Source organism: Eggerthella timonensis (assembly GCF_900184265.1).
GTDB lineage: Bacteria > Actinomycetota > Coriobacteriia > Coriobacteriales > Eggerthellaceae > Eggerthella > Eggerthella timonensis.
In genome coordinates this window covers 1,971,060-1,990,161 of the sequence record NZ_FXXA01000002.1, presented here as the reverse complement: position 1 = coordinate 1,990,161, position 19,102 = coordinate 1,971,060, and the positions used below count along the sequence as shown (strand labels likewise).

Below are 19,102 nucleotides of genomic sequence, written 5' to 3'. Positions count from 1 at the left end.
AATGGGGACATTCTAACGAAAAGGAGCCAGCCATGCTCGACCTCAAGCGCGTCATCGCGAGCGCGCCGCGCAAGCCGGAGCACGCCGCGCTGCGACCGCTAACCACGCCGTGGAGCGACCTCGCCGCAGCGGGCGGCGACCGCGCGGCGCACCACCCGCGACCGCAGTTCGCGCGGGCGGCCTTCGAGGTGCTCGACGGGCGCTGGGATTATGCGATCGCGCCCGTCGCCGACGCGGCGAGCGCGTGGCGCGACGCCGAGCCGCCCGCCGCATGGGAGGGGGACATCCTCGTGCCGTTCTCGCCGGAAGCGCCCCTGTCGGGCGTCGGGCGACAGCTGCAGCCGGGCGAGCTCCTGTGGTACCGGCGGCGCTTCGGCGCGCCGGAAGGGTTCGACGCATCCCGCCAGCGCTGCATCCTGCACTTCGAGGCCGTGGACTACGCGTGCTCGTGCTCCGTGAACGGCGCGCGCGTGGGCGCGCATGCGGGCGGGTACCTGCCGTTCGCCTTCGACGTCACCGACGCGCTGACGGGCGACGACAACGAGCTGGTCGTATGCGTGCACGACCCGAGCGACGCCGGCGTGCAGCTGCGCGGCAAGCAGCGGCTTGCGCGCGGGGGCATCTGGTACACCGCGCAGAGCGGCATCTGGCAGAGCGTATGGCTGGAGGCGGTGCCGAACGCGCACCTGGAGTCGCTCGCCATCGACGCGCGAGCCGACGAGGGGAAGCTCGTGCTGCGGGCGAACGTGCGCGCGGACGGCGGCGCGGATGCGGCGGCCGGGACGGCGCCGGCGGTGAGCGTGCGGCTGCTGGACGGCGGCGCGGAGGTCGGGCGCGCGTCCGCGGCGCCGGAGGACGGCGCCTGCACGATCGCCATCGACGTCGCCGACCCGCACCGGTGGAGTCCCGACGACCCGCACCTCTACGACCTCGAAGTATCGTACGGCAGCGACCGGGTGGACAGCTACTGCGCGTTTCGCACCGTGACCGTGGAGCCCGACGAGCACGGCATCCCCCGCTTCTGCCTCAACCACGAGCCCGTCTTCCTGCGCGGCGTGCTCGACCAGGGGTATTGGCCCGACGGCCTCATGACCGCGCCGTCGGACGAGGCGCTGGCCTTCGACGCGCGCGCGATGCGCGAGGCCGGCTTCAACCTGCTGCGCAAGCACATCAAGGTGGAGAGCGACCGCTGGTACTACCACTGCGACAAGCTGGGGATGCTGGTGTGGCAGGACATGGTGAGCGGCGGCGCGGCGCCCGATCCGTGGCACTCCAGCTACAAGCCCACGTTCTTCCGCGGGTCGTGGGGCCGTTACGCCGACGACGATCCGCGCCACTACCCCGGGCTCGCGTCCGACAGCGCGGCGTTCCGCGCCGAGTGGACCGACGCGTGCGCCGCCACGGTGCGCCATCTGGGGAACCACCCGTCCATCGTGACCTGGGTGCTGTTCAACGAGGCCTGGGGGCAGTTCGACGCGCGCGCGGCGGTGGAGCTGGTGCGCGGGCTCGACCCGACGCGTCCCATCGACGCCGTCAGCGGCTGGTACGACCAGGCTTGCGGGGACTTCCTGAGCGTGCACAACTACTTCCGCCCGCTCGAGGTGTACAACGATGCGGCGCGGCCGCGGCGCGCGTTCGTGATCTCGGAGTTCGGCGGGCTGTCGTGCCACCTGGCCGCGCACAGCTCGCTGGCCTCGTCCTACGGCTACGCGGCCTGCCCCGACCTCGCGTCGTTGCGCTCGGAGGTGCGCGAGGCGCTCGCGCAGGCCGACGCGCTGGAGAAGGAGGGCCTCGCGGGCTACGTGTACACGCAGCTGTCCGACGTCGAGGAGGAGACGAACGGCCTGTTGACCTACGACAGGCGCGTGAACAAGCTGGCGGAAGGGGGCGCTCGATGACGGGCGTGTGCGCGGCGGCGGTGCGCGCTTCGGCCCCCGGGCGGGTGGAGCTGGCGGGCAACCACACCGACCATCAGGGAGGATGCACGATCTCGGCCGCCATCGACCGGCGCATCCACGCGTTCGCGACGCCGAATGGCACCGACGAGATCCGCGTGAGCATGGAGGGCTTCGGCGACGCGGCGATGCGCTGCGACGAGCTGGACCCGCGCGACGCCGAGCGCGGCACGTCGCTCGCGCTCGTGCGCGGCATGGCCGCCGCGTACACGCGCGCGGGCGGAACGCTCGTCGGGTTCGACGCGACCGTGCGCTCCGACCTCCCCTCCGGAGGCGGGCTCTCGTCGTCGGCCGCGTTCGAGATGCTGTTCGGCGTGCTGCTGCGCGCGCTCGGCGGCCCCGCCGACGCCGCGCCGCCCGATCCCGTCGCCCTCGCGCTCGAGGGCGCGCAGGCCGAGCGCGCCTACTTCGGAAAGCCCTGCGGCGTGCAGGACCAGCTGGCGAGCGCGTGCGGCGGCATCGCGGCGCTCGACTTCTCGGGCGACGTGCCGCGCGTCGATCCCATCGACTTCAACTGGGAGGACTCCGGATACGCGCTGTGCCTCGTGGACAGCCGCTGCGACCATGCCGCCTACGCGGACGAGTACGCCGCCGTCCCCGCCGACATGCGCGCCGTCGCCGAGCGATTCGGGCACGACCGGCTGGAGGACGTCCCCTATCCCGCCTTCCTCGACGGGCTCGGAGACGTGCGCGGCCGGCTGGGCGATCGCGCGGCGCTGCGCGCGCTCCACTACTTCGAGGAGACCCGGCGCGTGCGCGCACAGCGCGAGGCGCTCGCGGCCGGCGACGTCGAGGCGTTCCTCGAGGGCGTGCGGCGCTCGGGCGCGTCGTCGGCCCAGTTCCTGCAGAACGTGTCGCCCCGCGGCGACGGCTCGGGCGACGAGCAGCCGGCCATGGTGATCCTCGCGCTGTGCGAACACTTGCTGGGCGGGCGCGGAGCGTGGCGCATCCACGGCGGCGGGTTCGGCGGAAGCGTGCTGGCCTTCGTGCCGTCCGACGAGGCGGACGCGTTTCGCGCGTCGATGGACGCGCTGCTGGGCTACGAGGCCTGCCTTCCCGTGACGGTCGGGGCGCCGGGAGCGCGTGCCGAGAGGATCGACCGATGAGCGCGCCGCTGCCGCCGCCGAGCGAAGTGCGCGCCGCCTTCGGCCGCCTGCTCGGGCGCGATGCCGAACAGGCGGTTGCATACCTGCACGACCTGGGCGTTTCGTCCGGCTACCTCGCGAGCGCGGCCGGCGCGCGATCCATCCGCTGGACGAGCGAAAGCGCGTACGGGCCGCTCGAATGCACGATCAACCTCGCAAAACCCGAAAAGGACCCGCGCGCCATCGCGGCGGCGGCGAGCGCGGCGGGTGGCGCAGGGGGCGCGGGCGCGGCATCCCGCCCGGCGGCGGGTGGCGCAGGGACGGCGTCCCGCCCGGCGGCCGGCGGCGGCGTCGGCGTACCGCAGTGCGACCTCTGCTGGGAGAACGAGGGGTTCCCCGGCACGCCCGAGCACCCCGCCAAGCCGGGCCTGCGCATCGCCGCCATCGAGCTGGGCGGCGAGCGCTGGGGGCTGCAGTTCTCGCCGTACGCGTACTTCGACGAGCACTGCATAGCGCTGTCCGCGGAGCATCGGCCCATGAAGATCGACGAGGCAGGCTTCGAGCGGCTGCTCGACTTCATCGACCTGTTCCCGTTCTACTTCGTCGGCTCGAACGCCGACCTGCCCATCGTGGGCGGCTCCATCCTCTCCCACGACCACTTCCAGGGCGGGCGCCATACGTTCCCCCTCATGAACGCGCCCGTCGAGCGCGCCGTCGAGCTGCCGGGGCTGCCGGAGGTGCGCGTCGGCGTCGTGACGTGGCCCGCGTCGGTGCTGCGCCTCGCCTCGCGCGACCGCGCCGCCCTCGTGCGGGCGGCGGCGCGCGTGCTGGACGCGTGGCGGGACTTCTCGTTCGAGCCGGCCGGCGTGCGCGCATGCAGCCGCAGCGCCGACGGCGCGACCGTGCGCCACAACACGCTCAACCCCATCGTGCGGCGCGTCGGCCCCGCCTACGTCATGGACCTCGTGCTGCGCAACAACCGAACCGACGGCGCGCGCCCATGGGGCGTCTTCCATCCCGGCGAGGAGCTGCACCACATCAAGAAGGAGAACATCGGCCTCATCGAGATCATGGGGCTTGCCGTGCTGCCGCCCCGCCTCGCCCGCGAGCTGCCGATCGTGCAGCGCGAGCTGATCGCGGCTGCGCGCGAAGGACGCTCCCCGCGCGAGCTGGAGGCGCGCCTGTTGACCTGCGCGGACACCGCGCCCCACGCCCCCTGGGCGGCCGACGTGCTGGCCCGGCGAGGCGCGGAGCTCGCTGCGGATGGCGCGGACGGCCCGCACGCCGGCGCCGAGGGCGGCGCGCCCGGCCCCGTCGTGCGCGAGGAGGTCGCCCGGGTGTTCGCCGCCGTCCTCGAGTCAACCGGCGTCTTCAAACGCGACGAAACCGGCACCGCAGGCTGGGACGCGTTCCTCGAGGAGCTGGGCTAGCCTCACGGGGCTACCGCAACCTGCGCGCGACCGGACGCTACAGCCCGAGGCCCTCCACCCAGCGGGCCACCTCGGCTTCGCTTGCATGGCTCGAGAGGCGCTTGCCGGGCTTCCACGTCGTCGCCGGCGAGCAGCAGGCGCGTAGGATGGACTCGGTGCCGCCCAAGCCGCTTCCGCCTGACGTGGCGAAGGGCACGACCGTCTTGCCCGAGAAGTCGTAGGCTTCCAGAAACGTGCTGACGATCGTCGGCGCCACGTACCACCAGATGGGGAAGCCGACGAACACGACGTCATAGGCGTCCATGTTGCCTACGCGGCCTGCGACGGCTGGGCGCGAGGAGGGATCGTTCATCTCGACGCTGCTGCGGCTGCGCTTGTCGTTCCAATCGAGGTCGGCCGCCGTGTAGCGCACGGCGGGCTCGATTTCGTGCAGGTCGCCGCCCGTCGTCTGCGCGATCGTCCGCGCGAGCCGCTCCGTCTCGCCGCTTGCGGAAAAGTACGCCACGAGGATTTTCTTGTCGTTCGTCATGAGAGGGTCTCCTTTTGCTCGAATCGGTTGCGATCCCATCGTAGTACCTGGAGCGAACTCGAAGTCAACGGGGTATTTCACGGAAGCGCAGAAAGGCCCCACCGGCACGCGCTCCCTCATCCGGAACGGCGCGGCTGCTCGAAAATTCGCGCTTGATTTTTCGCGAAATCGACCTACCTCGACGGCCTCGCACCGGAGGCGTCGTAGCGCTTCGGGCAAGGCGGGGCCTGCATGAATCCACACGCAAGCCCCGCCCGCGCTCAAACCCAAGGCTCTCGTAGTACCTGAAGCGAACTTGAAGTCAAGAGAGGAATCCGTCGGCATCAGCTCAAGGCCAGCCGGCGCTCCAGCCAATCCATGAGCTCGCCCAGCGAATGGTCCGACCGATCGCGCATGGCCAGGTAAAACGTCACGTGCACGTCGGCGTCTTCGAGCGGAACGGACACGCGGTCGAGGCCGGCACGCTTCAGCTCGGACTCGTTGGTGACGAAGCTCGGCAGCGGCGAGGTGCGCGCCAGCTGGCTGAACACCAGGTAGTCACCCTGCGTGACATAGTGGGCGCGCGGCATGAGGCGCTCGCAGATGCCGCGCCAGAACCCGACCCCGGCGTACAGCAGGAACGTCTCGCCGTCCAGCTCCGCAAGCGAGAGGGAGGAGCGGCCCGCCAGCGGATGCGAGCGCGGCAGGAACGCACACAGGTCCTCGCGCATGATGGGTGCCACCCGCACGCCCTCCCCCTCCGGGCGATGCGGCAGTATGGCGAAATCGAGGCTGCCGTCCAGCAGCCTGCGTTCGAGCTCGGCCACAGGCATCGTCTCGGGGTTGGCCACAAGCTCGGGGCGGCGCTCGGCGATGGCGGGCATGAGCCGCCACAGCGGCGCGGGCGCGCACGTGCCGACGCGCAGCATGCTGCGGCGAGCATGCAGGCCGTCGAGGTCCTCCTGCATGCGGGCGACGTCGCGCAGGATGCCCTGGGCATGCTCGAGCGCCAGCCGGCCGGCCTCGTTGAGCTCCGCGCTGTTCCTGGTGCGCTCGAACAGGCTCGCGCCCAGCTCCGCCTCGAGGCGGCGCATCGAGCGGCTCAGCGCCGGCTGCGAGATGTTCGTGCGTTCCGCAGCAGCCGAAAACGTCCCGCACGATGCCACCGCATCGAGCTGCCTCAGCTGCTCCAATTCCATCGCTCAACCTCCAGTATGCGTTTCATGCATTCAATATCTGCTATTTGCATTGTACTTCTTTCATTTCGCTCTGCATACTATGCATAGAGGATATATCACGACGAAAGGAAGCGACATGGAATACCTCACTTTGAGCAATGGTGTGCAAATGCCCTTTTTGGGCTATGGCGTGTACCAGGTGGACGCAAACGATGCAGAACGCTGCGTGAGCGACGCCCTGGAGGTCGGCTACCGTCACATCGACACCGCCCAGACGTATTACAACGAGGAAGGCGTCGGGCGCGCCGTCGCGAAAAGCGGCGTGGCGCGCGACGAGCTGTTCCTCACCACCAAGGTGTGGATCTACCACGCCGGCGAGGAGAACGCGGCGGCCTCCATCGACGGCTCCCTGCGCAAGTTGGGGTGCGACTACGTCGACCTGCTGTTGATCCACCAGCCCTTCGGCGATTACTACGGAACATGGAGGGCCCTGGAGGCCGCCTACCGCTCCGGCAAGGCGCGCGCCATCGGCGTGTCGAACTTCTACCCGGACCGTCTGGTCGACCTCTGTCGATTCAGCGAGATCAAGCCCATGGTGAACCAGGTGGAGACGCACGTGTTCCAGCAACAGCGCACCGCACGCGAGGTTATGGACCGCTACGGCGTGGCACACGAATCCTGGGGACCCTTCGCCGAGGGGCGCAACGGCTTCTTCTCAAACCCGGTGCTCGCGGCCGTGGGCGCGAAGCACGGCAAGACGGTTGCGCAGACGGCGCTGCGCTTCCTCGTGCAAAGCGGCGTGGCAGCCATTCCCAAGTCGTCGCGCAAGGAGCGCATGCAGGAGAACCTCGAGGTATTCGACTTCAAGCTGGACGGCGAGGACATGGACGCCCTGCGCGCGCTCGATACGGGGGAAAGCCTCTTCTTCAGCCATTACGACCCTGAGTTCGTCGAGTCCATGGCCGACTTCGGCCAGCGCGTGATGTAGCGCCGGAAAGGAGACGCGCTATACTGGGTTCGACAAGGCCCTCATCCTCCGAAAGAGACCCATGCGCCCTCATGCCCTCTCGTTCACTCAGCGCGCCGCCGCCGTCGGATTGGCGGCGGCGCTCGCATGCGGCACCGTCCCCGCCGCGCACGCCGCCGAGGCGCCCGCCCACGACGACGCTCTCGCCGGATCGACGGTTGCGGCGATCGACCCGATGCCCATCGGAAGCGACGAGGAGCTCGAAGCGCGCACGCCGACCTGCCTCCTTCCAACCGACGAGGCGGCATCGGTTGCCGAGGATGGCGCCGCAGCCGCCGAACTTGCCGACGGAGCAGCCGCATCCCCCGTCTGCGCCGCGCCCTATCTGCAAACACCGTCGAAAGGACACGCGCTTGCAAGCAATTCTGCCCGATCGCGCACCCTTGCCGCCTCGGAGCCGCAGGTGGGCGACACGCGCGCGTTCTACAGCGACTACCGCGCCGGGAAGGCCGACTTCGCCATCGAATGCGTGGCCGTCGGCGAGAACTATACGTTCTGGATGGATACCGAGCATCCGGACGCCGTCCTGCCGCAAGACCTCGACCTGCTGGCGGAGAACCTGCACGAGTTCATCGATCGCGAGGTGAAGCTGTTCGGGGACTGGCGCGACGAAGGCGGAGCCGACGTCGACGGCGACGGGCGCGCCGCGTTCGTGTTCTACCCTTTCCTCGAGGGATACGAGAACGTGATGGGCTTCTTCCAGGGCGGTGATCTGTTCGAAGCAGGCGCAGACGACTACGCGACAGGGAACGTCATGGATGCGCTGCACGTGAACGCGGCCAGCCTCTACGAAGGCTCCCCCGCATCCGACGCCTTCGACGCCGACCTGGCCCTCTCGACGCTCGTCCACGAGTTTCAGCACCTCATCAACTACGCCCGTACCGGAGGATACAGCGACTCCTGGTTGAACGAGGCGTTCTCTCAGGCGGCCATCGGCCTCATGGGCATCGAGACGGACGACCCCACGGCGCTCGCTATGATTACGGGCAATCAGGGCTACCTGCCGCCGTTCGTTTACGAGGAAGACTACGTGCCCGGCGTCGACCGTCCCGAATCCGCCTCGTCGTACGGCGCGTGGTTCCTGTTCGGACTCTATCTGGCCTCGCAGACCGAAGGGCTCGCGAGCGCCGACGGCACGATGCGCGGAGGCGAGGGCATCTACCGCGCCGTGATGGAAGCGCAGAGCGCGACCGACGACGAGGGAACGTACGAGACCTGCACGCGCGACGCGCTGACCGCAGCGCTGGAAAAGATCGGGTACCTGGGCGAGGGGCAAGACTGCGTTGTGCGCACCTTCGACGAACTCGTGGAGAACTTCGGGATGGCCGTCTTGCTGCGCGAGAAGACGGGGCCGCGCAGCCTGTCCAATGACCCGGCCGCACGATCCACCGTGTTCGGCTCCGACGTGCCGCTCCTCTACATCGCCGAACCTGCAGCGGCCATACCGGGCGGCGGCTCGTTCACGGCCGTCGACGTTGAAGGCGGCTCATTCGCGGTCGACGCCCAAGCCGATCCGCGCATCGCCTATGCAAGCGGCGACGCGCCGTTGCCGGTGGCCGTTCGCGTGCAGGCGGACCCCGACGGCGGGGAGCTGAGCGAAGGCGATCCCATCGTGCTGTCCTTCGCACACGACGCGCCCGGCGGGCAGCTGTTCTGCTTCGAGGCGACCGACGATAGCTACGTCGACCCTCTCAGATTCGTGCCCTACGAAGGGCCGCTATCGGCGAAGACCGACCTGCATGAAGTGGTAGGGGCGTACCGCTGCACGGCAGGCTCCACCCTGTCGTTCGCCAGCCGCACGTTCACGGTGACGGCTCGCGATCAGAGCGAAGACACGCCCGGGGAGCCGACCGCCCCTCCCACGAGCGAGGGCGCGCCCACCGAGACCGCAGCGCTCCCAGCACCCGGCAAGCTCGCCCCTACCGGCGATGCGGCGGCCTCTGCGGTCGCCGACACCGCCGCCCTCGCCTGTTTCGCTGCCGCCGCATTCGCCGTCGCCTCCCGACGCCGTATCACACGCGCCGGAAAGCCTGCGGAACGCTAGGCGCGCGCCAGCCCCCCGATCCACGGCTCCACCTCGTCAAGCGCGCCGGGAAGGCTGCCGCGCGTGAGATGCAGGGCTTCGCGCACATCGGCTTCGGGGCACAGCTCGCGCAGGGCGTCGAGGGCGGCTGCGTTGCCGCTCGAGCTGCTCGTGGAGAACGGGGCCGCCGTCTTGCCCGCCAGGTCGTGCTGCGCGAGGAACGACCGCACGACGTGCGGCAGCTGCCCCCACCAGATGGGATGGCCCAGGTATACGGTATCGTAAGCATCCCAGTCCTCTACGGCGGCGGCCAACGGCGGCAGATAACCCTCGTCCTGCTCGCGCTGCACCTGCGCCGTCATGGCGTCGTAGTCGTCGGGCCACGCGTCGGTCGTCTCGATGCGGAAGAGATCGGCCCCCGTCGCCTCGGCGATGCGCTCGGCCACCGTGAGCGTGGTGCCCGAGTACGAGAACACCGCCACGAGGGCGCGTCCGCCGCCGGCTTTCGGCTCGGGGGCCGCCGCAGGCTCGGGCGTTTCAGGTGCCGCTACGGGTTCGGGCGCTTCGGGTGCCGCGGACTCGTCGCCCGCCGCGCACCCGGCCAGCATCCCGCCGCCGAGCACTGCCATGCCGAAACCGAACGACCCCATCACGAAGGTCCGCCGATCCATGTCTCGCTTCTTCATACGTGTCTCCCATCGCTTGCGATCGTCTGATTCGCCTTGAACTCTACGCCTTGGAGCTGGCTCCAGGTCAAATGGAGATTGCATGTGCGCAGGCTCATCGCAGTATGCGGACGAGCTCGATGCCCTCCGCTTCGCCACGGTCGCGGCTGTAGAGACGCTCGACCGCGTTGTTCCAATGCTCGTGCACGCCGAGGTTTCCCACCGGGCCGTCCACGCCGTCGCGGTAAGCCGCGCCCGACGGCGGCGCGGCGACGAGGGCGGCCTCGTGCAGGTAGTTCTCCACGCCCAGGTTGCCGTCGAGCGCGGCGTTGCGCGACGTGACCGCCGGCTGGTTGATGAGGAAGTCGGCGCCCACCGAGTCGAGCGCCACCGGATCCTGGGACAGCAGCAGGCTGGCAGCGAAGCCGCCGTCGAAGGGCTCGCCCTCCCATCGGGCGGCTTCGGCCGTGACCGATGCGCCCTCGGACGTGGCGGGCACGAGGCCGTCGAGCATCCACAGCACCGTCTTGCCGCCGAGGCTCGCGTTCGCCAGCAGGTCGACGAGCACCGTGTACATGCCCATGGCCTGGCCGGACACGTAGCGATGGATGCCCGCGGCCTCGGGCGGGCGCAGGCGGCTGGAATTGACGAGCGAGCCGAAGTGGTTCTTCGCGCTGAGCGTGAGCCCGTAGGAATGGCCCTTGAGGCTGGCGAGGCTGATGAGGTAGTCGGCTTCCGAAACGCACGCGGGCGCGACGTTGGCGTCGCCGGCCACGTCAGCGGACCACCTGATCGGCGCGCCCTCGTCGCCGACGGCGTCGTTCGGCCCGCCCTCGTCGTTGTAGCGGAAGCGCACGCCGGCGAGCGCGCCCTCCGAGCACAGCGCGCGCACGTGCTCGGGGACGATGCGGCACACGTCGTACACTGTGATGTCGGACGCCGCCGCGCCCGCATCCTCCACGAGCGAGAGCAGCAGCGCCCTCAGCAGCACGGGCGTCGTATAGCTCATGGCGCTGTCGACGTCCGAGCCGTTCGTGCCCGCGCCGTTCATGTTTGCCTTGACGGCGATCTTCTGACCCGCCCGGTAGCCGCCGTTGCGCCCGACCCGGGCGTTGTGCGCCTCGAACAGCGCCCGCCACCCGGACGCCGCGTCGTCCGCACCCGCCGTGGCGGCGATCCCGTCGTCCACCATGCGCCGCACCGCGTCCTCGTCGAAGTGCTCGCGCTGCCACCAGTAGCCCGACCCGTCCCAGGTCACGGCCGCCGCGTCGCGCACCCAGGCGACGCGCCCCGGCAGGGCGCCCACGCCGCGCCCGAGGGGCTCGTGCGGCGGGAACGCCGAATCGTAGGGAAGCTGCGCGGCGCGCGGCGCATCGGGTGCGGACGCCGGCGTTTCGGGGGCGGCTGGTTCGGGCGTCGCCGCCGACTCCTTAGCTCCGTTTGCGCAGCCGACCAGCGCCCCGCCCGAAAGCGCCGCCGCCCCGAGCGCAGCCGCGCCCATGACGAACGTGCGCCGATCCATGCAGGCGGCCTTGCAGGCACTCTTCGTCTCGTTCATCGCGACCCCTTTCGTCGTCGGCTTCCCGCCACCATAGCGGCTGGAGCGCACTTCAGGTCAAGCGGAACCATGTCCCAAATGGGGGCTGCCCCCATTTGGGACACCCGCTACAATATGCTGGCGGCGTAGAAGGCGTAGCGGGCGGTTGCCACGCCGGCCAGCACGAGGGCGAACGCCGCCGCCTGGCCGACTGCGGCCGGGAGCTTGCCCTTCCAGGCAAGCAGGCCGAACGCGACGCCCGCCGCCACCAGTACGACGGCCGCGGCGAACGGCAGCGCGTCGTAGCCGAGCGAGGCGAAGTGCGCGGCTGTCAGCGCGATCGAAGCGATCGAGAGCGCACCGACGACCGTGAAGGCCGCGGCGAACGCGCCCGAGCGGTACGCGCCCTCGCCCCGGAACAGCGCCCACAGCGCCGCGCCCATGGCCAGGTCGCCCGCCACGAACAGCGGCAGCGTCTGCCACATCGCCCAGGCAGGGTTGCCGTAGCTCGTGAAGTAGGCCCACCCCATGACGCCCATGAGCCCGAGCGCGGCCACCGCGGCCGCGACGCGCACGGCGCGCGGGCTCGCGCCACGGCGCAGAAGCAGCACGAAATCGACCAGCACCAGCACCCCGAACGCGATGGACCAGTACGCCTCCTCCGCGATCATCGACGCGGGGTTGCTCATCGCCAGCAGGAACCGCTCGGGGCGCCCGAGGTGCCCGAGCACGCCCAAGAGCCCGACGCCCAACAGCGCGAGGCACACGAGCGGGAACAACCAGGGGCGCTTCGCCTCTCGCCCGTCGTCCGCAAAGCACGCGGCGGCCGCGTACGCCCCGGCAGCCATGCCGCCCAGGATCGTGAACGCGAACAGGGGGAATTCGGTAATCAATGCCATCACCATCCTCATCGCGTTCCCGCGCACGAACGCGCGGGAACAAGCTCGTAATCCTCGATGCCGTACGGGCGCAGCGCTTCGAGCGCCGCAAGCGCCTCGCGCGCAGCCTCGAGCGCGCGGGCCTCGACGCTCCCCCGCCGCACGCCCGGCGCACCGACGGGCGCCCCTTCGGCGGCCAGGCCCTCGGCCCAGTACGCCGCCTCGGCCAGGAACACGGCATCCACCCGAGCGAACGCCGCAAGCGCCTCGATCAGCTGCGGGTACAGCACCGCCGTCTTCGACCGCCGCGCCGCTTTCGCGAACGCGTCCAGCCAGCTCGTCAGATGCGCCGCCGCGAACGCCTCCTCGTCGCGCAGCTCGACGGCGAGCCCGTTCGCGTCGCCCGAACACAGCGCCGCCAGCGCCACACCCGAACGCCGTGCCAGGAACGCGCACAGCAGGGCCGCATGGTCGTCGGGCACGCGCGCAAGCCGCTTCGGCTCGAGCCCGTGCGCACGGTAGGCGGCGCGCACGGCCAGCGTGCTCTCCTGGAACAGCGACGGCTCGTGCGAGCGGTAGGGCGACTCCCAGGAGAACGCCGGCAGCGGCCCGGGGCCGACGAACAGCCGCACGTGCTCGTCGCGCGCCTCGTCGAGCAGGGCCGCGCGGTCCTCGCGCGCGGCAAGGCCCTCCAGGAAGCGTGCGAACCCGCGCATCGTCGCGTCGTCTTCAGCGTAGGCGCCCACCACCTCGGCGGTCTCCCGCCCCAGCAGCGCGTCGAGCGCCGCCGCGTCCGGCGCGGCGCCGAGCAGCTTGTGGAACAGCGTGTACAGATAGGCGCGGAACAGCAGCAGCTCCTCGAGCGCGAACGCCTCCTCCGCGGTCCCGGCCGCCGTCGCCGCCTCGGCCGCGCTCACAGGGTCACCTCGCGGAAATCCTCGCGCAGCGCTCCCGCGCTCGGGCGCAGCAGCAGGTTCGGGCGCGTGACGTCGGCGCTCGGCAGCACGGGCAGTTCGCTCGTCAGATCGTCCCCGTGCGCAGCGCGCAGCTCGTCCAGCTCGCCGAACTCGATGGCCCGCATGGGGCACGCGTCCACGCATACGGGGTTGCGGCCCGCGTCGCGCAGCGCCTTGCAGGCGTCGCACTTCGCGATGAGGTTCGCGTCCTCGTCGTGCTGCGGCGCGCCGTAGGGGCACACCGTCATGCAGTTGCGGCAGACCACGCAGCGATCGGCATCGTATTGCACGGTGCCGTCGTCGGCCTTATGCAGGGCGGCCGTGGGGCAGCCCGCCACGCACGCCGGCTCGTCGCAGTGGTTGCACGACAGCGCGAGGTGGAACAGGCTCACGTCCGGATACGTCCCGCACTCGAACGAGTCCACCCTGCGCGGGCGCGGGCCGGCCGATTGCAGGTCGCGACGGTCCTTGCACGCCACCTGACAGGTGCGGCAGCCGATGCAGCGTTGCAGGTCAACGTAGAATCCCAAGCTCATGGTTTACGCCTCCTCGTTCTCGTAGATGCCCCGGACGGTGTACGCGGACGTGTCCTCGGCATCGATGCCGGGCGCCAGGAACGGGCCGCGATCGCAGTCAGCAGGCAGGGGCTCGCCGTCGTATTTCTCGATTTCGATGAGCAGGCTGTTGTACCCGTCCACTTGGGGGAAGTAGTTCGATTGCTGCCCGTCGGAGAGCATCTGCTCGCTTCCGCCGCGATCGACGATGCGTTCGGGATCGCTCTCGTCGAGCAGCGTCCGAACGCCGTGAGGGATAGCCACCGTGCCCGGCATCATGCCGTGCAAGGGCTGGGCACGGCGAAGCATGCGGCCGAACTCGTTGTAGCATGCCACCGTGTCGCCGGCCGCGATGCCGCGTTCCTCGGCATCCTGGGCGTTCATGAACACCGGGTTGGCGAACGCTTCCTGCGTCCACGTCATGTTGTCATAGCATGTGTGCGCACGGCGCATATAGTGGGGCGTGTACGCCTGCAGCGGATAGGGGCCCTTCGCCTTGGCGCCCCAGTCGGAAAACGTCTCCTGGTAGCCGCGGTTCGGCACGAAGTAGTTCGCATAGGGCTTGATGGGCTCGGGGTTGAGGCCCACTCGGTTCACGTTGTCGGCTTTGAACTGGCAGTATATTTCCAGCTTGCCCGAGCGGGACGGACGCGGCCATGCGGGGTCGGCAACCGTCACCGACGTGCCGTCCCCGCCGATGCCCAGCTTGTCGTCGCGGTAGCCCACGTAGTTGCGCCGGTCGTCGGCGGAGCGCTCGACCACGTAGGAGCCTTGCGCCATGAACTCGTCGAAGCCCACCTTGCCCTCCTGCTCCGGGTAGTTTGCCCCGTGTTTCTCGTTGTCGGCGGCCGTCCAGGCGATCACCGGTTCCCAGCGCGACAGGTCGCTCGAGAGCTCGCGCATCCCCAGGAAGTAGCCGAGCCACTGGTCGTAGTTGCTCTTGGGATACGCCTCGTCGGGGTCGAAACCCATGCGCTCGATGATGTCGCGGCAGATGCGCTTCTCCTCACGCGCTTCGTACATCGGCTTCACGAGCGGGCGCCACGCCAGAAGCGCGTCCTTGCGCTGCTTCTGACCGTTGCCGTCGCCGAAGGGGCTCGGCCAGCACAGCTCGCCCCAGGCCTCGTCGTCGTTGCCCTCCCAGTGCGTGGCCACCGGCAGAATGATGTCGGCGAACTGCGCGGTCAGCGAGAACTTGATCTCGAGCGAGATGCACGTGTCCGCAGCGCGCATCACCTCGATGGCCGTGGGCAGGTTGCCGCGCGTCTGCATGAAGTTGGAGTTCGTCTGGAACAAGAGACGCGGGTTGACGGGCATCTCGCGCGCCTCGTGGTAGGTGGGCGTGTTAGCGCGCAGCTTGGCGGGATCGTCGCCCGATCCCAGATCGTAGGGCCCGGCCGACGTGGAGAGGTAACGGCCTTCCGCAAGCGAGCTCCACCACGAGTTGCCCTCGATGCAGCGGTTCGGCCCGGTGGCGCCCGGCGAGCCCACGAGGTTGTCGATATAGCCGTAGTCGCCGCCCGCATGCTGGATGAGACGGTAACCCGAATCGCCTGCGTCCCACGTGTAGATGGCGGCCGAGCCGTGCCCCGACTTGCCGTAGTGGCCGCCCAGGGCCGACACGGTCATGAACGCCTGCGGCAGGTTCTCCGCACCCAGGTAGCGCGACGCCGCATAGCTGTGGAAGAAGACCACCTTGTTGTTCTTGCCGGCCAGCTCCGCGTACCACGCGATGTCCTCCACCGGCGTGCCGCATATCTCGCTCGCCCACTCCGGCGTCTTCGGCTGGCCGTCGTAGGCGCCCAGAACGTAGTCGCGGAAGTTCTCGTCGTCGGCCGCATCGTCGGGCATGGTCTCGGGCGTGAAGCCCACCGTGCGCTCGTTCACGAAGTCCCAGTCGATGACGTCGCCGCGCTCGTCGTCCAAGCGGATCATCTCGTAGATCACGGCCAACAAAAACGCCGTGTCGGTGCCGGGGCGCACGCGGATCCAGCGCGCGCCCAGCTGCGCGGCGCTCACGTTGTAGCTGGGGCCCACGTACACGAACTCGGTGCCCGCTTCTTTGGCGTTGTTCAGCCAGTACATGCTGGAGTGCTGCGCCCACGCGGGGTTGCAGCCGTACAGCACGATGGTGTCGGCGTTCGGCAGGTCGTACTTGTCGGGGCCCATCATGAGGTCGGGATGGTCGCCGTGCGAGTACAGGCCCAGCGCCTCGGTTTGAAACGCCCAGCAGCCGAACGACTCGGTCTCGGTGTTGTACACCGCCCCGCCGATGACGGGGAACATGGCCGAAGCGGGGGCCCAGCGCCAGCCGTTGCAGATGACGGCGTCCTGGCCGTATTCCGCATACACGCGCTTGAGCTCGTCGGTCACGTAGTCGAGCGCCTCGTCCCAGCCGATGCGCTCCCACTCGTCCTTGCCGCGCAGCTCGCCGTGGGCGCCCTCGCCGCCGCCGGGCTGCCAATGCTTGCGCTTCATGGGATACTTGATGCGATCAGCGTTGTACACCTGCTGGCGCAGGCTGCGGCCGCGCAGGCATCCGCGCTGCTGCGGGCAGTCGAAGCGGTCCTCGCGAGCGTCGTCCGTCTTCTGGCGAACCACCACGCCATCCACCACGTAGCCCATGTTCAGGCACATCTGGTTGCAGTTCTGATGGCAGTGGATGGGGACCCATTCCCCCTCCCCGCCGATGACGCTCGTATCCGACGCGATGACCAGCGCGCCGTCGTCGTCCGCTCGGCGTGCCGGCGCCTCCGCGCCCGAGCAACCGGCGAGGCCGAGCGCCGCCGCGGCGGCCGTGGCCCCCGCACTCGCTCGCAGAAAGCTGCGGCGGCTCATGGTGCTGTGCAACAAACTCATCTTCGTCTCTCCTTTCCCCCTGCCGGCACCTCGTGCCGATCCGGTGCCTCCATTGTGCGTCCGGGAAAAGGACAAAGCTAATACCTATAATGAGTAGTTGAGTATGCTTTATAGGCATCCATAAGTGATCGACCGGCTCCGACGGAAACCCGCGTCGAGAAACTTCGGGCGGGCGAGAGGCCCTTACGCGAGATGGTCGTCGAGCGCGTGCAGGAAGGCCTCCGCCGCCGGAGAGAACATACGGTGCTTCTTCCACACGATGTCCGATTCAACTTCCATCCTCGGTTCCAACGGGCGGAAGCACAGCACACCGGCCTCGTCGACGCGCACCTGCTTCTCAAGCGATAGAACGCTCCCGAACCCCTCGGCCGCGAACAGGGTGGCGTTGAAGATGAGGTTGTACGTGGCCACGATGTTGAGCTTCTCGAAGCCCTCGCCGAACCAATCGATGAACGTGTTGTGCGACAGCGTGCGCACGATGGTCTGGTCGGAGCAGATGAGCGGCTCGTGGGCGAGGTCGCCGGGGCTGACGGATGCCTTTTCCGCCAGAGGGTTGTCACGTCTCATCAGCAGGCCCCACGAGTCCTTCTCGGGGATGCGCACGTGGTGGTACTTCGAGAGGTCGGCGGGCTGGATGAGCACGCAGAAGTCGAGCAGCCCGCCGTCGAGCCGATCCGCGAGATCGTCCGCGTTGCCGTCGTAGAGCCGATAGCGGATGCCGGGATGCCGATCCTGCAGCTCCCGAGCGACGCGCGCGAGGAACCGCGACGTGTAGGACTCGCCCACCCCGATGTGCACGTCGCCTGCTATCGCGTCGGCGGGAGCGGCGAACTCGGCAACGGTTTTGTCGGCGAGCTGCACTATCTCCTCGGAACGCTGCTTGAGCAGGCTCCCCTGCTCGGTGAGGGTGACGCTGTGGCTTCCCCGCACGAGCAGTTTCGCCCCCAGCTCCTCCTCCAACGACTTGAGCTGACGCGAAAGGGCAGGCTGTGTCACGTACAGCACGTTCGCCGCCCGGGTGAGGCTGCCCTCGCGAGCGACGGTCAAGAAATACCGAAGGGTTCGCAGCTCCATGCGCATGCTCCCGTCTCTAGCCGAACGAAGGATGACGCCATGGTACCATGGGAGCGTCGAGCGCCCAGGGCGCCTCACACATCGCTATCGAAGTCGAACGTCTCCAAAACGACGTGATCGAGACGCACTTCCCGCTGCACCCATTCGCCTTCGCGCCGTTCTATCACACGATAGCCGAGGCCGACCTCGACGAGCGGGAGCGCTTCTGCCAGGAGCGTGATGAGCTCAGGGTCGAATTCAAGATGGTCGTTCTCGTAGCGATAGTGCTTCTTCGGGACCTTGCGATCGGCGAAAACCCCATGTACGCGAAACGCATCTTCTCCGAAAACCAGCGCTGTTTTCAGAAAGTGGTCCTTCCGAGACATGACGCACCATGGGTACCGTGCGTCATGCGGGGCGTTTTGCTGATAAATCTGCCCGGTGAACTTGTTCTCCATCGAGCAGTAATGCACGCCCATGCGCAGCCCCTCGTCGAGCGCGAATCGCAGGAGGAGCAGGCAATCCTCTTCGCTGCCCGCCACCGGCAAGCCGCCTGCGTATTGATAGTCGTACAACACCCGAAGCGGATCGGCTTTGATCTTGAGCCCTCGATGCGCAAAAGCTTCGGCATTCGCGAAAGGGTAGCCCAATTCCAGCAAATTGATGCCTTTCGCCCCGATGCCGTCGAGTCGAACTAAGAGCCGTTTCATCAAATCAAGCTCTCCCGGCACTACGGGCATTTCCACCATCACGTCCGGCAGGTACGCCATCGAGCAGGCGATGGTATCCAGAACACGTTCGATGGCGGCGGAGTCGTCCTCGGTTTTGACGCTGAAACGGATCTCGCGCAGGCCCGCGTCTCCCAACGCCTCCATCAACGGCTCATCGAGGAACAGGCCGCTCGTGTAGAGGCGCGTATGGGCATCGGGGTACAGCTCGCGCGCTCGACGGAAGAAGCGCACGGTCTCCTCTGCATGGAGCAGAGGCTCGCCGCCCGTTAGAGCCAAGTGCGTGAAGATCGCACCGCGCTCGGCGCACTCTTCAAGCTCGCGCACCGCGTCGTGCAGGTTCGCCTCGAGACCCTCCTGGTTCGGGTTGAAGCAGAAGAAGCACCGACGGGGGCACTGCGTTGAGAAGAGGAACGTCTTCGCATGAACGCCGAGCCGGCAGTTTGCGCAGGCATCGGAACGCCAACGAGCGAAAAGGCTCTTGCCATCGTTCGCAACGGTCAGCCCTCGCCCTCTATAAGAGGCCAAGCCTTCGGGAAGCACCGGCGCGGCTTCGCGAGGGCATCCCACGCATCCGCATTTCCTCGCCTCCTCGCGAGGGGCGCGATCCTCAGAATCCTCGAACGGCAGCCCCAGCGCGGCGACGCTTTCGCGAAACCGTCGCTC

At 68.8% G+C, this 19,102-nt stretch carries 15 protein-coding genes; 5 read left to right on the top strand and 10 right to left on the bottom strand.

The features are described 5' to 3' along the window. The first annotated feature begins 32 nt into the window (after window positions 1–32). From C1A15_RS08120 to C1A15_RS08110, 3 genes are read left to right on the top strand one after another with little or no spacing between them, the layout of a single operon-like run. On the top strand, window positions 33–1,898 hold the full coding sequence (locus C1A15_RS08120) for a glycoside hydrolase family 2 protein (RefSeq protein ID WP_101722092.1): 1,866 nt from the start codon (window positions 33–35) through the stop codon (window positions 1,896–1,898). Further along, on the top strand, window positions 1,895–3,061 hold the full coding sequence (locus C1A15_RS08115; protein ID WP_101722091.1) for a galactokinase: 1,167 nt from the start codon (window positions 1,895–1,897) through the stop codon (window positions 3,059–3,061). The genes C1A15_RS08120 and C1A15_RS08115 overlap by 4 nt, the downstream gene beginning before the upstream one ends. Then, window positions 3,058–4,470: a UDP-glucose--hexose-1-phosphate uridylyltransferase gene (locus C1A15_RS08110; RefSeq protein ID WP_101722090.1), complete on the top strand. Its 1,413-nt coding sequence runs from the start codon at window positions 3,058–3,060 to the stop codon at window positions 4,468–4,470. Before C1A15_RS08115 ends, C1A15_RS08110 begins: the two co-directional genes overlap by 4 nt. A 37-nt stretch (window positions 4,471–4,507) precedes the next feature. On the opposite strand, the gene C1A15_RS08105 is transcribed toward C1A15_RS08110, so the two are convergent. Next, entirely contained in the window at window positions 4,508–4,999 is a 492-nt protein-coding gene (locus C1A15_RS08105; RefSeq protein WP_101722089.1) for a flavodoxin, read from the bottom strand. 323 nt (window positions 5,000–5,322) lie between these two features. Next, entirely contained in the window at window positions 5,323–6,177 is an 855-nt protein-coding gene (locus C1A15_RS08100) for a LysR family transcriptional regulator (protein WP_101722088.1), read from the bottom strand. 115 nt (window positions 6,178–6,292) lie between these two features. On the opposite strand from C1A15_RS08100, the gene C1A15_RS08095 reads away from it, so the two are divergent. Further along, a complete protein-coding gene (locus C1A15_RS08095; protein ID WP_101722087.1) occupies window positions 6,293–7,144 on the top strand; it encodes an aldo/keto reductase in 852 nt (283 codons plus the stop codon). Between the two features lie 61 nt (window positions 7,145–7,205). Further along, window positions 7,206–9,227 (top strand): hypothetical protein, encoded by a 2,022-nt coding sequence (locus C1A15_RS08090; RefSeq protein WP_101722086.1) that lies wholly within the window; start codon window positions 7,206–7,208, stop codon window positions 9,225–9,227. On the opposite strand, the gene C1A15_RS08085 is transcribed toward C1A15_RS08090, so the two are convergent. The 8 genes from C1A15_RS08085 to C1A15_RS08050 form a co-directional block, all read right to left on the bottom strand. Next, on the bottom strand, window positions 9,224–9,877 hold the full coding sequence (locus tag C1A15_RS08085) for a flavodoxin (protein WP_245864974.1): 654 nt from the start codon (window positions 9,875–9,877) through the stop codon (window positions 9,224–9,226). The two genes, C1A15_RS08090 and C1A15_RS08085, sit on opposite strands and share 4 nt — an antisense overlap. Window positions 9,878–9,986: 109 nt before the next feature. Beyond that, a complete protein-coding gene (locus tag C1A15_RS08080) occupies window positions 9,987–11,429 on the bottom strand; it encodes a DUF362 domain-containing protein (protein ID WP_101722084.1) in 1,443 nt (480 codons plus the stop codon). A gap of 107 nt (window positions 11,430–11,536) precedes the next feature. Beyond that, complete coding sequence (locus C1A15_RS08075; protein WP_101723745.1) at window positions 11,537–12,307, bottom strand: DmsC/YnfH family molybdoenzyme membrane anchor subunit; 771 nt, start codon at window positions 12,305–12,307, stop codon at window positions 11,537–11,539. An 8-nt stretch (window positions 12,308–12,315) separates the two neighbouring features. Beyond that, window positions 12,316–13,203 carry a TorD/DmsD family molecular chaperone gene (locus tag C1A15_RS08070; protein ID WP_101722083.1) on the bottom strand — a complete coding sequence of 296 codons (888 nt, stop codon included), beginning with the start codon at window positions 13,201–13,203 and terminating at the stop codon, window positions 12,316–12,318. After that, entirely contained in the window at window positions 13,200–13,778 is a 579-nt protein-coding gene (locus C1A15_RS08065) for a 4Fe-4S dicluster domain-containing protein (RefSeq protein ID WP_101722082.1), read from the bottom strand. Before C1A15_RS08065 ends, C1A15_RS08070 begins: the two co-directional genes overlap by 4 nt. A gap of 3 nt (window positions 13,779–13,781) precedes the next feature. Then, window positions 13,782–16,655 carry a molybdopterin-containing oxidoreductase family protein gene (locus tag C1A15_RS08060; protein WP_101722081.1) on the bottom strand — a complete coding sequence of 958 codons (2,874 nt, stop codon included), beginning with the start codon at window positions 16,653–16,655 and terminating at the stop codon, window positions 13,782–13,784. Window positions 16,656–16,838: 183 nt separating this feature from the next. Next, window positions 16,839–17,729, bottom strand: coding sequence for a LysR family transcriptional regulator (locus C1A15_RS08055; protein ID WP_101722080.1), 891 nt, complete (start codon window positions 17,727–17,729; stop codon window positions 16,839–16,841). 74 nt (window positions 17,730–17,803) lie between these two features. Beyond that, window positions 17,804–18,979, bottom strand: a complete 1,176-nt coding sequence (locus C1A15_RS08050; protein WP_180953038.1) for a radical SAM protein — start codon at window positions 18,977–18,979, stop codon at window positions 17,804–17,806. Between the last annotated feature and the right edge of the window lie 123 nt (window positions 18,980–19,102).